The sequence below is a fragment of the Desulfovibrio fairfieldensis genome (assembly GCF_001553605.1).
In the GTDB taxonomy this organism is placed as follows: Bacteria; Desulfobacterota; Desulfovibrionia; order Desulfovibrionales; family Desulfovibrionaceae; genus Desulfovibrio; species Desulfovibrio fairfieldensis.
Genome location: NZ_CP014229.1, coordinates 102,813 through 117,471, shown reverse-complemented (window position 1 = coordinate 117,471; position 14,659 = coordinate 102,813). Strand labels below are relative to the sequence as shown.

At 61.3% G+C, this 14,659-nt stretch carries 14 protein-coding genes; 5 read left to right on the top strand and 9 right to left on the bottom strand.

Annotated elements, in window-relative coordinates:
* Positions 1-108 precede the first annotated feature (108 nt).
* The 9 genes from leuB to AXF13_RS00425 all read right to left on the bottom strand — a co-directional run bounded on the left by leuB (position 109) and on the right by AXF13_RS00425 (position 10,571).
* Entirely contained in the window at positions 109-1,182 is a 1,074-nt protein-coding gene (gene leuB / locus AXF13_RS00460; protein WP_008683516.1) for a 3-isopropylmalate dehydrogenase, read from the bottom strand.
* 187 nt (positions 1,183-1,369) lie between these two features.
* A complete protein-coding gene (locus AXF13_RS00455) occupies positions 1,370-1,867 on the bottom strand; it encodes a 3-isopropylmalate dehydratase small subunit (RefSeq protein WP_008683515.1) in 498 nt (165 codons plus the stop codon).
* 124 nt (positions 1,868-1,991) lie between these two features.
* Positions 1,992-3,254: a 3-isopropylmalate dehydratase large subunit gene (locus AXF13_RS00450; protein ID WP_008683513.1), complete on the bottom strand. Its 1,263-nt coding sequence runs from the start codon at positions 3,252-3,254 to the stop codon at positions 1,992-1,994.
* A 177-nt stretch (positions 3,255-3,431) separates the two neighbouring features.
* Positions 3,432-4,979, bottom strand: a complete 1,548-nt coding sequence (locus AXF13_RS00445; RefSeq protein ID WP_062251222.1) for a 2-isopropylmalate synthase — start codon at positions 4,977-4,979, stop codon at positions 3,432-3,434.
* A 114-nt stretch (positions 4,980-5,093) separates the two neighbouring features.
* Positions 5,094-5,858, bottom strand: a complete 765-nt coding sequence (pssA, locus tag AXF13_RS00440) for a CDP-diacylglycerol--serine O-phosphatidyltransferase (protein ID WP_083521903.1) — start codon at positions 5,856-5,858, stop codon at positions 5,094-5,096.
* A 27-nt stretch (positions 5,859-5,885) separates the two neighbouring features.
* Complete coding sequence (locus AXF13_RS00435) at positions 5,886-6,527, bottom strand: phosphatidylserine decarboxylase family protein (protein ID WP_062251220.1); 642 nt, start codon at positions 6,525-6,527, stop codon at positions 5,886-5,888.
* A 396-nt stretch (positions 6,528-6,923) separates the two neighbouring features.
* Positions 6,924-7,775 (bottom strand): carbon-nitrogen hydrolase family protein, encoded by an 852-nt coding sequence (locus AXF13_RS15645; RefSeq protein ID WP_083521902.1) that lies wholly within the window; start codon positions 7,773-7,775, stop codon positions 6,924-6,926.
* A gap of 399 nt (positions 7,776-8,174) precedes the next feature.
* The gene (locus AXF13_RS00430; protein WP_062251219.1) at positions 8,175-9,785 is read right to left on the bottom strand and encodes a GGDEF domain-containing protein; all 1,611 of its coding nucleotides are present in this window, start codon (positions 9,783-9,785) and stop codon (positions 8,175-8,177) included.
* Between the two features lie 12 nt (positions 9,786-9,797).
* Positions 9,798-10,571 (bottom strand): substrate-binding periplasmic protein, encoded by a 774-nt coding sequence (locus AXF13_RS00425; RefSeq protein ID WP_062251218.1) that lies wholly within the window; start codon positions 10,569-10,571, stop codon positions 9,798-9,800.
* Positions 10,572-10,704: 133 nt separating this feature from the next.
* Here AXF13_RS00425 and AXF13_RS00420 point away from each other — a divergent pair, with 133 nt between their 5' ends.
* The 5 genes from AXF13_RS00420 to infA all read left to right on the top strand — a co-directional run bounded on the left by AXF13_RS00420 (position 10,705) and on the right by infA (position 14,362).
* Positions 10,705-11,082 (top strand): hypothetical protein, encoded by a 378-nt coding sequence (locus AXF13_RS00420; protein ID WP_009303966.1) that lies wholly within the window; start codon positions 10,705-10,707, stop codon positions 11,080-11,082.
* 7 nt (positions 11,083-11,089) lie between these two features.
* Positions 11,090-12,214 (top strand): metal-dependent hydrolase, encoded by a 1,125-nt coding sequence (locus tag AXF13_RS00415; RefSeq protein ID WP_062251217.1) that lies wholly within the window; start codon positions 11,090-11,092, stop codon positions 12,212-12,214.
* A gap of 384 nt (positions 12,215-12,598) precedes the next feature.
* Positions 12,599-13,090, top strand: a complete 492-nt coding sequence (gene moaC / locus AXF13_RS00410) for a cyclic pyranopterin monophosphate synthase MoaC (protein ID WP_008683504.1) — start codon at positions 12,599-12,601, stop codon at positions 13,088-13,090.
* The gene (gene lgt, locus AXF13_RS00405; RefSeq protein ID WP_008683503.1) at positions 13,087-13,881 is read left to right on the top strand and encodes a prolipoprotein diacylglyceryl transferase; all 795 of its coding nucleotides are present in this window, start codon (positions 13,087-13,089) and stop codon (positions 13,879-13,881) included. Before moaC ends, lgt begins: the two co-directional genes overlap by 4 nt.
* Positions 13,882-14,143: 262 nt before the next feature.
* The gene (gene infA, locus AXF13_RS00400; protein ID WP_006008898.1) at positions 14,144-14,362 is read left to right on the top strand and encodes a translation initiation factor IF-1; all 219 of its coding nucleotides are present in this window, start codon (positions 14,144-14,146) and stop codon (positions 14,360-14,362) included.
* Positions 14,363-14,659: the final 297 nt, after the last annotated feature.

Below are 14,659 nucleotides of genomic sequence, written 5' to 3'. Positions count from 1 at the left end.
GAGCCCTCAACGCCCTTCCCCAGCGGGCGGCGCAAAAAAAAAAAGAGGAAGGCGCGCGGCCTCCCTCCTTTCACGTTCTCAATGCCGTACGCCCACGGCGTATGCGGACTACAGGCGCTCGATGACCTTGCGGCCCATCTCCTCGCAACCCACCAGGGTTTTACCCGGCTCCATGATGTCGCCGGTGCGGTAGCCGTCGCGCAGGGTCCGGCGCACGGCGTTTTCAATGCAGTCCGCTTCGGCGGCGAGGTGCAGTCCCAGGCGCAAAAGCATGGCCCCGGAAAGAATGGTCGCCAGGGGATTGGCCTTGTCCTGGCCCGCGATGTCCGGCGCTGAGCCGTGGGCGGGCTCGAACAGGCCCGGCCCGGACGCGCCCAGGGAAGCCGAGGGCAGCATGCCCAGGGAACCGGTAATCACCGAGGCCTCGTCGGAAAGGATGTCGCCGAAAATATTGCCGGTGAGAATCACGTCGAACTGGGACGGGTCGCGCACCAGCTGCATGGCCGCATTGTCCACATACATGTGGGAGAGCTCCACGTCGGCATAGTCCTTGTGGACTTCCAGCACCACTTCTTTCCAGAGACGCGAGGTTTCCAGCACATTGCTCTTTTCCACGGAGCAGACCTTGCCACGGCGCCGGCGGGCGGTCTCAAAGGCCACCCTGGCGATGCGGCGGATCTCTTCCTCGTCATAGATCATGGTATTGAAGCCCGTGCGGCGACCGCCGCGCAGTTCCACGCCGCGCGGCTCGCCGAAATAGACATCGCCCGTGAGCTCGCGCACCACAATGAGATCAAGACCCTTGGCCGCCACATCCGGCCGCAGCAGGCAGGCCCCGGCCAATTCCGGCAGCAGCAGGGCCGGGCGCAGATTGGCGAACAGGCCCAGAGCCTTGCGGATGCCCAAGAGGCCTTTTTCCGGGCGCTTTTCCGGCGGCATACTGTCCCATTTGGGACCGCCCACAGCGGCCAGATACACGGCGTCGGCCTTGCGGCAGGCCTCCACGGTCGCCTCGGGCAGGGGCGAACCCGTGGCGTCCACGGCGGCCCCGCCGATGAGGGCCTCTTCAGAATCAAAGGTATGGCCGAATTTCTGGGCCGTGGCCGCCAGCACCGCAGCCCCCTGGGCCAGAATTTCCGGGCCGATGCCGTCGCCGGGCAGCAGGCAAATGGTTTTGTTCATGAAAAATATCCTTTTGTAAGACGATGTTGCGCCGTGGGGGAAGGAATCCCATGTAAAAAAGAGCTTCCTTTCCTCACGCCCATCCTCCCGAAAACGTTTATTCAGGTCAGCTTCCCTGGATAAACGTTTTCGGAAGAGGGGGCGGGGGAGAAATCTTTTTTCAAAAAGATTTCTCCCCCGCAAAAAATTACCCTCGCGCCAAGCGTTCCTTCACATAGCCAACCAAACCACCCTTGGACAAAATGGCGGCCATGGATTGGGGCAGGGGCGGGCAGGTGATTTCCGCGCCGTTGCTCAGGTCGCGGATGCGGCCCGTGGCGGCGTCGATTTCCAGCGCGTCGCCGTCGTTGATCTTGTCCACCTCATCGCCTACTTCCATGAGCAGCAGACCCATATTGAAGGCGTTGCGGTAAAAGATGCGCGCGAAGCTGTGACCGATGACCACAGGCATGCCCGCGCCCAGAATGGCGATGGGCGCGTGCTCGCGCGAGGAACCGCAGCCGAAGTTGCGCCCGGCCACCAGGATGTCGCCCGGCGCCACGCGTTTGACCCAGTCCGGTTCCAGGCCGGACATGCAGTTCTCGCCCAGCTTTTTCGCGTCGGTGGTCACCAGGAAACGCGCCGGAATGATGGCGTCCGTATCAATATGTTCGCCCACTTTGTGGGCCTTGCCCTTGTAGTTCATGCTTTGACCCTCTGGAGAGACTCTCCGGAAAGGGAACCCCCTTGGGAAAAGGCTTCTCCCTTCCCCGGCCCCCTGTCTTTCCCAAAACTTTTATGACAGTCGCGCGCTTCCATCCGTGACGGTTTTACAACGTCCCGGGGGAAGCGATTTTACCCGCCACGGCGCTGGCCGCCGCCACCACCGGGCTCGCCAGGTAGACCTCGGAGGAGAGACTGCCCATGCGGCCCTTGAAGTTGCGGTTGGTGGTCGCCACCGCGCGCTCGCCGTCGCCCAGAATCCCCGTATGGCCGCCCAGGCAGGGGCCGCAGGTGCAGGGCCCCACAATGCAGCCCGCATCCATGAAGACCTCCATGAGACCTTCCTTCAGGCACTGCTTCCAGACCGTGGGCGTGGAGGGCAGCACGATGCAGCGCACCTTTTTGTCCACCTTGCGGCCGCGCAGCACTTCCGCCGCGTCACGCATATCGCTGATGCGGCCGTTGGTGCAGGAGCCGATGACCACCTGCTGGATGGGCGTATCCCCAACTTCGGACACGGGCTTCACATTGGACGGCAGATGCGGACAGGCCACCACGGGCTCCCGGCCGGTGACGTCGATCTCCACCACGCGCTCGTAGACCGCATCCGGGTCGGCGGCCAGTTCCAGACTCAGACCGGGGCGGCCGTGCTCCGCGCAATAAGCCCTGGTCTGGGCGTCCACGGCGAAGAGCCCGGCCTTGCCGCCGGCCTCGATAGCCATGTTGGCCATGGTCAGGCGGCCTTCCACGTCCAGGGCGTCAATGACAGGGCCGCCGAATTCCAGGGCCTTGTACAGGGCGCCGTCCACGCCGATGGCGCCGATGAGCAGCAGCATGAGGTCTTTGGCGCGCAGCCAGCGGGGCATCTCGCCCCTGATCTCGACCCGGATGGTGGGGGGCACCTTGAGCCAGGTCTCGCCCAGGGCCATGGCCGCCGCGATGTCCGTGGAGCCCATGCCCGTGGCAAAGGCCCCGATGCCGCCGTAAGTGCAGGTGTGGCTGTCCGCGCCGATGACCAGGTCGCCGGGGGCCACCAGCCCCTGCTCGGGCAGGAGGGTGTGCTCCACCCCGCAGTCGCCGCCCTCGTAATAATGGGTGATGCCCTGCTCTTCCGCGAAGTTACGGCTGATCAGCACCTGATTGGCCGAATCAATGTCCTTCTGGGGCGTGAAGTGGTCCATGACCAGGGCGATCCTGTCCTTGTCGAAAACCTTTTCCGCGCCCATGCCGCGAAATGACTTGATGGCCAGCGGGCCGGTAATATCGTTGGCAAGCACCATGGATACCCGGCACTGGATGATCTGGCCGTCGCACCGCACGGCCTCGTCGGTATGGGCTTGCAAAATTTTCTGCGCAAGCGTCTGAGGCATGTTCAAACTCCTTGTATCTCCAGGACAAAAAAATCTTCTTACCTTTCTTACATGACATTTGTGCGTTTTTCGTCGCTGGCAAGGCAGGCAAGCGGTCCGGCGCGCGGAGCGTAGCCGTCTACGTGACCAAGCCGGACCGCGCCGCCTAACACCGCCAGCGGCAAAAAACGCCAAATGTCAATCATGCTGGCAGTGGAGGCGTGTGCCTTCTTCCTCCCTCTTGGCCAGATGATTCAGGGCATCCACATAGGCCTTGGCGCTGGCCACAAAAATATCCGGATGCGTGCCGCGTCCCACGGCGGAATGCCCGTTCTCCTTGATGCGCACGGTCACTTCGCCCAAGGCGTCGGTGCCGCCGGTGATGGCGTTGATGGCGTACTGCTCCAGCTCCGGCTCGCGGCCCACCATATCGGCGATGACGTTGAACAGAGCGTCCACCGGCCCCACGCCGAAGCCCGCGCCGCTCTTTTCCATGCCGTCCACATCCATGAGCACCGCGGCCGTGGGCGGCACGCCCCCGGCATCCGAGCTCTGCACGCTGACGTGCCGCAGGCGCAGGCGGTCCGGGATCCGGTAGATTTCCTGCTGGACCAGGGCCATGAGGTCGTCGTCGTGCAAAGTTTTTTTGCGGTCGGCCAACTGCTTCACGGCCTCAAAGACCAGGTTGAGCTGCTCGTCGTCCAGCTTGTAGCCCATGCTCTCGAACTTGTTGCGCACGGCGTTGCGGCCCGAATGCTTGCCGATGACCAGATTGCTCTCGGTGCGGCCCACGGACTGCGGGGTCATGATTTCATACGTCTCGCGGTTCTTGAGCATGCCGTCCTGATGGATGCCCGACTCGTGCGCAAAGGCATTGGCCCCCACAATGGATTTGTTGTTGGGAATGGGCTGGCCGATGATCATGGAAAGCAGGCGACAGGAAGGATAGAGCTGCTCGGTTTTGATGCCGTGCTCCAGGCCGTAGTAGTCCCGGCGCACGCTCAGGGCCATGGCGACTTCCTCCAGGGAGGCGTTGCCCGCGCGTTCGCCGATGCCGTTGAGGGTCACCTCGGCCTGACGCACGCCCACCCTGAGGGCGGCCAGAGTATTGGCGACCGCGACGCCCAGGTCGTCATGGCAGTGCACGCTGAACACAGCCTTGTCGCTGTTGGGCGTGTTTTTGATCACATAGTCCACCAGAACCGCGAATTCCTGCGGCTGGGCGTAGCCCACGGTGTCCGGCAGGTTGATGGTGGTGGCCCCGGCATTGATGGCGGCCTCCACGATGCGGCAGAGGAAGTCCTTTTCCGAGCGTGAAAAATCCTCGGCGGAAAATTCCACGTTGTCCGTGTAGGAGGCACAGCGTTTGACCCCGGCCACGGCCATCTTGAGCACGTCTTCGGGGTCCTTGCGCAATTTGTGCTTCATATGCAGGGGCGAGGTGGACAGGAAGGTGTGGATGCGTGGATTTTTGGCGCACTTCACGGCTTCCCAGCAGCGGTCGATATCGCTGTCCACGCAACGGGCGAGCCCGGCCACCTGAATGTCTCCGGCCTGCGCGGCGATGGTGCGCACGGATTCGAAATCGCCGGGACTGGAGGCGGGAAAGCCCGCTTCCATGATGTCCACGCCCAGCACTTCCAATTGATGGGCAAGGCGCAGTTTTTCCTGGAGATTCATGGTGGCGCCGGGCGACTGCTCGCCGTCGCGCAAGGTGGTGTCGAAGAAATAAACGCGGTTTTGCATGTTCGTACTCCTCTGGGTTGACAAGATATATCTGCTTGCATAACGGCCGCCGTAAAGGGCGGCTGTCCAGGGAGCGCGTCTTCCGCCCGACGGGCGGCGAACCGTTACGCAGCCTTAATCGCTCTGGGGCGATAGGGCGCGTAGTAGCTGACGGTTGCGGCGGGGAAGAATCACAAAGGTGTAGGCGAGCCCGCCCGCGATATAGATAGCGCAGAGCAGAAAGCCGAACAGGCGGGGCAGGGAAACCACCAAGGCGAGAAGGAAAAGAAAAGTCACCATGGTGCGGACCGGATGGGCGCGCAGGAAATCATATTCCTTGAAGGAGAAATAGCGCACCCGGCTGACCATCAGCACGCCCACGCCCACGCTCAGAAGCAGGGCGAAGTAAGGCGTGACGGAAGCCAGGAAATCCGGAAACAGAGAGGCGAAAAAGACAAAGGTCACCACAGTGCAGCCGCCCGCCGGAATGGGCAGGCCGATGAAAAAACGTTTGCCCACGGCGGCGGTGCTGACGTTGAAGCGCGCCAGGCGCAAAGCCCCGCAGGCCGCGTAGATGAACGCCGCGGCCACGCCTAGGCGGCCGAAAGCCTGCAGCTGCCATTGCCAGAGCAACATGGCCGGGGCAAGGCCGAAGGCCACCAGATCGGCCAGGGAGTCGTACTGCACCCCGAATTCACTGGCGGTGTTGGTCAGGCGGGCCACCTTTCCGTCCAGGCCGTCCATGAGGGCCGAGACCAGGATAGCCATGCCCGCTTCTTCAAAGCGGCCCTGCACTGCCCAGACCATCGACAAAAAGCCGAGAAACATGCTCAGCGTCGTGATCATGTTGGGCAGGAGATAGACCCCTTTATGCGGCTTTTTCTTTTCCATAACATCCATGGCTGTGGCCTGATCGGCGTATCCGGCTCAATGGACCCGGGCGATCACGCTTTGTCCGGCGAAAACCTGTTCGCCGATGCGTACAGCCGCAACATAGCCCCGGGGCAGATAAAGGTCAACTCGCGAGCCGAACCGAATCATGCCGTAACGCTGGCCGCGCGCCAGGGGATCGCCGGGCTCCGTGCGGCAGACGATGCGCCGGGCCACCAGGCCCGCGATCTGGACCATGCTCCAGACCTGGCCGTCGTCGCCGCGCAGGCGGTAGGCGCAACGCTCATTGTCCGTGGAGGCCTTGTCAAAGGCGGCGTTGAGAAATTTGCCGGGCCAGTAGCGGACATCCTCCACCACGCAGTCCACGGGCGCGCGGTTGACGTGCACGCTGAAGACATTCATAAAAATGCTGACGCAGCAGCAGGTTTCGTCACTGAAAGGATCGGCCCTGTCTTCGACACGGATGATTCTGCCGTCCGCCGGGCTGACGGCCAGGCCTTCGCCCTGGGGCACGACCCGCTCCGGGTCGCGGAAAAAATGCAGGCTGAACCAGCAGAGCGCCAGCAGCGCCAGCGCCAAAAACCACCAGTCCAGAAGCGCGAAAACCAGAGCCGAAAGCCCGGTCAGGCCGATGCAGGGCCATCCTTCGGGCGTTATGCCGCAATGTGCTGGGCGCATGGCAACTCCAAGGGAAACGTCGCGCTGTCCCGCGCGGCGGTATAATTGCATATGAAGGCGAGATTATAGTCTGAGCCGGAGCGCAAGGCAAGGACGGCGCGGACCCGCGTCGCGGGCAGACGCCTCCCAGCCAGCTTTTGCCGGCTTCTTATTTGCCGAATTATCCGTCAAAACCATCCTTTTCCTTGCCGGCGCCGAAAAATCTTTTTTATTGCGTGAATAGCAACAGTAACGGCCATAAGGCGGCAAAGCGCAGCTTGCCGGGGATTGGAGAAACCCCTCAACAAGCGGGTTCCGCAGGTTTGGGCCGGAGGCGCAACACGGGAAGATCGCAAAATAAAAATTGCAACTACACGCCAAAAGGGAGAATAAAATACGTTCAATTTATAATGATGATTATGACAACAAATGTTTATAAGCGTTTACTTTTCTAAACTTGCCCAAATCTTCTGTATCACGGTATTTTCTTATCGATTCCATATCAAATACAGCATACACCAAGCCTTCAAATGCTTCGTCAGCGACGATTATGCTGTTTTCTTGATGTCCCCAAACCATAGGATGAAATGCGCAGGAACACCCTGAATTCTCCCCTGGTGGGTTTGCCATTGCAATGCCCACCATATTCTGCATGGCCTCCACTGACAATTCTCTTAATCTGAACGGCCTGACACAATCACAATCATTTGGCACCAGTATCAGCTCTGCGCCCTGCATCATTAGCTCTCTTGCACTTTCAGGGTATTCCCGGTCATAGCAAATCATAACTCCAATACATATCCCGTCAAAGTGACATACCTTAAATTCCTTACCGCTTTCAAGATAGCGTTCCAAATCAAAATCACAAGTATGAACTTTGCTGTATTTCAAAATGATTGAACCATCCCTGTCAATTATAAATGCAGTATTTTGAGGATATTTCTTTCCTTTGGTGAGACAAGTGATCTCAACACCGATGCTTAGTTCTTTCGCGACCCGTCTTATCTTTTCAAGATAAGTGCAGTCATCGTCTAAGGCACCTTCACACCATTTGGCAAATTCATCATTAGTTTCAACCTCTTCAACAGACTGTAATGTTTCACAAATTTTTGGAAATTGATAAGCCGAAAGGAAGCATTCAGGAAAAAGAACAAAATCAGCGCCATCCGCTTTCGCTTCTGTGATATATCGTATCGCTAGTTCCGTGTTCTCCCCGACATTTGACGTAGGTACTTTGTGCTGTACCATTGCGACCTTAAATTTTCTCATAGCTTATTTTCCCTTTTCAAATAGGGGGATATCAAAAGCGCCTTACCCGCCGACTGCGAACGAATGGCTCTTTGCAGATGAAGCGACTCATAATAAATAAAAAGGCAGTATTAGGGGATTGGCTCAACGTGCTGGAAAGGCCAGTACAAACAGCAATAAATCAGATACGTTAATCAGGCATTCGTTGGCAGCGGTTTTCAAGCAGCTCTGTCCTGCCGAACCCGCGTCGCGGGAACACAGGGCCGCCCCGAAAAAAGCTGGGGAAGCACAGAGTAATGAGGATTTTTGTTCTCTGCCAAGAACGGCGAGCTGCGGGTGGAGGAAGTATATTCAAAGCCGCCCTTTGCACGGAGTGAACCGGGCGCGGGCAGAGGGCAAAAAGGCCATCAACCCGCGTTCCTACGCGTCCTCGTCCCCGTACAGACAGATCCGGTCGCGGCCCCCGGCCTTGGCCCGGTACAGGGCCTTGTCCGCGCGGGCCACCAGTTCCGCCCCGGAGCAGCCCTCCCCCCGCCGGGCCACCGCCACCCCGATGCTCACCGTCACATACGGGGCCACCGCCGAATCGGGATGCGGCAGGCGCAACGAGCGGATTCTGTCCATGATCCGCTCGGCCACGGCCAGGGCCTGCTGCGCGACGACATCTTCCAGAATCACGGCGAATTCCTCGCCGCCGTAGCGGAACAAGGTGTCGTCATGCCGGTAGAGCGTGGCCTGCATGGCCCTGGCCACGGCGACCAGACATTTGTCGCCGGCCAGATGCCCCAGAGAATCATTGTAGTTTTTGAACAAATCCACATCAATCATCAGCATGCCCACCGAAGCGCAACAGGCGCTTTGCGCCAGACGCGCGTCAAAGCTGCGCCGATTGGGCACGCCGGTCAGGGCGTCCACCAGACTGAGGTTCTCGTATTTGTTCTTCTCCTGCTCCAGTGCGCCGGAACGCGCGGCCAGATCTTTCAGATAGCCGCGCAGGCTGGGCACAAGATCCAGCAATTGCTGCAGCTCACGAATGCGCACGGGCGGCAGCGCCTTGGCCGGGCTGCCGAAGCGGATCTGGCGCAATTCCTGGGCGGCCAGGGAAATGGGCGAGAGGATATGCCGGTGCAGTACCGCCACGGTCCCGAGCACCATGGCGGCCAGCAGGGCGATGGAAATGTAAAAGCCGTTCCGCATGCTGCGGGCTTCGGCCCGCAGGCCTTCCATACCGGCATAGGCCCGCTGAAATTCCTCGCTGGAAGCGGCGTTGCTCAGGTCCTGGAGGGAGGCGTCCAGACTTCTCCAGAGCATCAACGCCTCCTGGTCGGACGCACCTTTTTGGTTCCAGGCCTGCCCCACCACACGCAGGTCACGCTGAAAGGCCGCGCAGTCCTCGCTCAAGGCGGGGGTGAGGTCCATACGGCGGCAGAGAGCCAGCATCGGCTCAAAGCTCTTCCGGGCCCGTTCATACTGGGCTTTGTCTTTCTCCCGAGCGGGCGAAGTGACGTGGCGCGAGCTGTGCGTGGGTTCAAGGGTGTGCACGTCGCCGGCGGCATGGCGCAGGAGCGCCAGCACTCCGGACAGACGCAGTTCGTTCAGATGCAGCGCGTCCGAGGCCTCGTCGCTGCGCTTGCGGGCATTGTCCAGCTTTTGCGTCAGTTCCTGCACGGTCTTGGCGAAGCCGGTGATCTCCGGAGATTGCTCGAACACGGATTCGGCCACCAGGGCCTGGACCTTGAGCCGGGCGGCGCGGCGCTGGCCGGGGTCCTCGGCCATAAAGACCACGGCGGCTTCGCTGCGCAGCACATTGATATTGTCCACCGTGCGCTGGCTGTCCAGAATGCCGGGCAAATGCTCTTCTTCCAGGGAATCCGTGATCTGACGGATAGTGTCCAGACTGAGAAAGACCGCCAGCCCGGCCACGCCCAGCAGGAGCGCCGCGGGCAATATGAGCAGCGCCAGGAAGCGGTAGGCGCTGATACGCCTGATTTTCCGGGATGGGGCTTCGGGCCGCCCCTGCTCTGCATCCATGCCGCGGCTCCGTCAATACAAGGTGTACGGGAAATAGTTGCGATTGATCCGCCCGAACACGCCGCTGAAACGGATGCTCCGGATGGCGCGGTTCAGTTCCTCGCGCAGCCCCTCCTCCCCCTTGCGCACGCCGATGTTCACCAGACTGGGAAAGGAGTCCAGCGGCAGAGGATCGCCCAGCACTTCGAAATCCCGGCCCCGCTCGGAAAGCAGAAAGCTGTAGCCCGCCAGGTCATTGGCCAGAACCAGGTCCAGTTCCCCGGCGCAGAGCATGTCCAGCAGGCGGCCGAATTCAGCCTGGACAACTTCCGCGCGTTCAGCCCGGCGGTTCCGAAGGTGGCCTACCTGCACGCTGCCCCCGCGCGCGCCGATCCTGACCACGCCGTCCTTTCCGGTCCCCATGTCGCCGGGCCTGCCGATATAAACGGAACGCGCGCGGAAATAGGGCTTGGAGAAATCCATGAATTCCCGCCGCCCGTCAGTCTCACTGACCCCCAGCAAAAGGTCGAGCCCGCCGTTGCGCATGCTCTCCAGCAGTCCGTCCAGCGGCAGGAAGACGAATTCGCATTGGCGGCCCATGGCGCGGCACAGTTCCTCGGCCACCTCCAGGTCAAAGCCCGAGGCGTGACCGCGCCTGTCCACCAGGGAAAACGGAGGATAATTGCTGTCCAGGCCCACCCGCAACGGGGCGGCCGACGCCGGGGCCGACAGGCCGAAGAACAGCAGCGACAGCGCAAGAACGCCCGCAAGGCGCAGCAGATCCGGCGCTCCCCACACCCTTTCCATGGCAATCCTCACCCGGATAATTCAGATAATCTGCAATGCCGCACTGCCGGCGGCGCATATATTTCAGGGATATAGGCCCTCTTGACTTCAAATGCAACGAGCCTTTCTCCGCCACTTGCCGGATGGGCCGCGCATGTCTATACTGAGAACCATGAAGGTCCTGGTAAAAAAAATCCGCGCCGCCCTTTCGGCGAAGCTCGTTCCCCTGGTTCTGGCGGCCCTGCTCTTGCCGGTTCTGGCGGGTTGCGGCCCCAAGGACATCGGGGCGGGCTCCTCCTCGGACGGCGAGCGCGGCGCTCCGGCCCCGTCAACGGCGGAACAGCTGCGCTATCCCATGACCGGAGCCGGCAATACCCAGCGCATGCTCTACTATTACAACCGCCCGGACGTCATGAGCCGGATGCAGGACTGGCAGATCAGCCGCTTCAACCGCCTGACCGGCGCCCAGCCCTCACCCGAGGACCCGGCCTATCGCGCCGTGCCCAAGCAGCGCAGCCCCTTCCGGCAATAAAGGGCTTATGGATCCCATCACCCATGCCGCCAGCGGCGCCGTGGCCATGCTGGCCCTGCCGCGCCGCCCCCTCACCCGCTGGGCCGTGCCCCTGGCCGCCCTGGCTGCGGCCTCGCCCGACCTGGACCTTGTTTTTGTCTCCACGCCGCTGCAGTTCCTGCTGCTGCACCGGGGCATTACCCACTCCCTGGCCGCCATGCCCATACTGGGCCTGCTGCTGGCTCTCTGCTGTTACCCGCTCTGGCGTTCCACCACGCCGGGACGCTGGAATTTCGGCAAGGTCTGGCTGCTGACCTGCGCCATGGTATTGCTGCACATCTGGCTGGATGTGGTGACCACCTACGGCACCATGATTTTTCTGCCCTTCTCGCACGAGCGGGTGCGGCTCAACGGCGTTTTCATCATTGACCTGCTGCTCACCCTGCCCCTGCTCTGGGCCGTGTGGCGCTGGCGGCGCAAACGCGGCCTCATGCTCCTGGCCCTGGCCTGGGTTTTCGTCTATCCGGCGACGGGCGTGGGGCTCAACGCCTGGCACGCGGCCCAGGCGGAAGCCCGACTGCGGGCCGAAAACCGCCAGGTCAGCCATCTGACCATTCTGCCCGACGCCTTTTCGCCCTTTTTCTGGCGGGTATTGTTTGAGGAACAGGGGCCGGACGGCATGCTGGTGCATGAGCAGAGCCTCAACGCCCTGGGCCGACCGCGCGCGCCCGAAACCACGCATCAGGCCGCGCCCGCAAGGCTGACAGCGGAACTTTCGCGCCAGTCCGTGACGTGCGAGACATTTTTTCAGTTCACGCTTCTGCCGGTCATGACGCCGCTGCGCCCCGAGGATGCCCCAAAGGCGCCCTCCGGCGTTCAGGACGCGCAAAATCTCCTGTTTTACGATCTGCGTTTCGGCAGCGGTCTGGCCTTTGTCCGCAAAATCATGGCCCTGCGCCCCCACGCGGATATTCCCTTCCAGTTGATGGTTGAAGTCGCCCCGGCCCAGGCGCAATCCGGCGCAAAAACTGCGGATATGCTCCTGCTGCGCCAACGTCTGCGCTTTTCCGACAGTCGGCGCGACTCGCATTGGCAGCTGCCGCGCGTTCCCCGGCCGCCGTCACTGGCGGAATGGCTGGTGGGCCTGCGCTGAGGAGCCTGGACTGCCCAGGGTCATTCTGTTCTCCGTCCGTTGTTTTATTCTGCCCTCCGGGCATTAGGGTTCTCGCTTCGTTCCCGTTTGGGCCGCCTATCGTTGCTGTCTTCATCCGTAAGGTGGCTCAAACGCCGGGGGGGGGCGTAAACCCTCCGTGCCCGCAGGACTCGGAATGCCTCATCCGTATGACAAGCCCTAGAACAATTGCCTTTAAGATGTAACTTATTATAAATACAGAATAATTTTGTCTATATGCGAAGAACAGAATGCCCCTGCGGACTGCTCGGCGGCTTGCGCCGCGCCCCTACTTGCAGTATGTGGCGTATATCAGCGCATGGTCGATTGCAACAAAAGCATAGGTTCTCGATAAGGATTCGCAGTATGGAACATACATTTTCACATCTGGACGCCCAGGGCAACGTAACCATGGTGGATGTGGGCGACAAGGCCCCCAGCAAGCGTGTGGCCATTGCCGAGGCCGTGGTGGAGCTGGCCCCGGCCACCTTGGAACTGCTGAAAAAATCCGCCCTGCCCAAGGGCGACGTGCTGGCCTGCGCCAAAATCGGCGGCATTATGGCGGCCAAACGCACCAGCCAGCTGATTCCGCTCTGCCACAGCCTGAATCTGACCTTCGCGGACGTCCGTTTTGAAGTGCGCGACATGCCGCCCCAGGTGCGTATTGAGGCCGAGGCCCGCACCGTGGGCAGCACCGGCGTGGAAATGGAAGCCATTGTGGCGGCCCAGAGCGCCGCGGCCGTTATTTACGACATGTGCAAGGCCGTGCAGCGCGACATCGTCATCAGCCGGGTGCGCCTGCTGCACAAGAGCGGCGGCAAAAGCGGCGAATTCAACGCTCCGGAATTGCCCGCATGACCATGCCGCATATTGATCCCGTAGCCATTTCCATCGGCAGTCTCCAGTTGCGCTGGTACGGCCTCATGTACCTCATCGGTTTTGCCGTGGGCTGGGGCCTGGGCCGCTGGCGGGCGTCGCGCCCCGGTTCGGGCTGGCGTCCCGCCGATGTGGACGACCTGCTGACCTGCGTCATGCTGGGCATCATTCTGGGCGGCCGCCTGGGCTATGTGCTCTTTTACGATCTGCCGGTCTACATCCATGATCCCGTGGAAATCCTGCGTATATGGAACGGCGGCATGTCCTTCCACGGCGGGCTGCTGGGTGTGCTCGGGGCCTTCTGGTACTTCGCGCGCAGCCGCAAAAAGTCCTTCCTGGAAGTCTCGGACTTTGTGGCCCCATTGGTGCCGCAGGGCCTCTTTTTCGGACGCCTGGGCAACTTCATCAACGGCGAGCTCTGGGGCAAAGTCAGCGACGCGCCCTGGGCGATGGTCTTTCCCGGCGGCGGCCCGTATGCGCGCCATCCTTCCCAGCTCTATGAAGCCCTGCTGGAAGGCCTGCTGCTGTTCATCGTGGTCTGGGTATACTCCGGCAAACCGCGCAAGCCCGGCGCGGTGTCCGGGCTGTTTGCCGTGGGTTACGGCCTGTCCCGTTTTATGGTGGAATTCGTGCGCGTGCCCGACGCCCAGCTGGGCTACCTGGCCTTCGGCTGGCTGACCATGGGGCAGGCGCTCTGCCTGCCGTTGATTCTGGTGGGCTTGTGGCTGCTCTTCCGCAAGGACGACAGCCCGCACGGTTCCGCGCGGACCTGAACAAGCTCTGAACGCGTCCGGAAGCGCCACGGGGCCAGGCCCGCCGCGCGATACGCCGGGCTTGCGGATGCCGTGCGCCGCTCCGGTTGACAGGTGCGGGCTTTTTTGTGAAGCTGTCCGCCGTTCAGAGCGGCTTAATTTCGGGAAGCCGGGCCGTCGTGGGATTTCAAAAAAATCCCCACCGCGAGGGCGGCAGCGCCGCTTTGCCGTCACGCAACACGTTCACGCGCACATTGCCAAATACGTTTTTTACGGAGGCCCCATGGCTAAGGAAGGTTCCATTGAAGTTGACGGCGTGGTGCAGGAAGCCCTGCCCAACGCCATGTTCCGCGTGGAGCTGGAAAACGGCCACGAAGTGCTGGCCCATATTTCCGGTAAAATGCGCAAATTCTATATCCGCATTCTGCCCGGCGACCGCGTCAAGGTGGAACTCTCCCCCTATGATCTCACGCGCGGCCGCATCACCTATCGCATGAAGTAGCGCCGGGCACGGCGATTTCTTTTTTCCGCTTTTCCCTGCATATTCCGCCGGAATCCGTCGGTGCGCCCGCTTTGCGCGGCGCTCCGGCGTCATGCCGCGCGTCTTCGGAAAAGTCCCGGCTGGGGCCTGTTGACGCTATAGAATTTTTGTTCGCCCGCAAGGAAGATAAGCCTGCTTTGAGGGAGTGTACTCTTTTGGTACTCGACCCAAAAAGCAGGCTAAATCTGGCTTCAGCCGTTGCGACGCAGGAGCTTCAGCCGTAGGCGAACTTGTGAGCCGTACGGATAAAGACAGCAA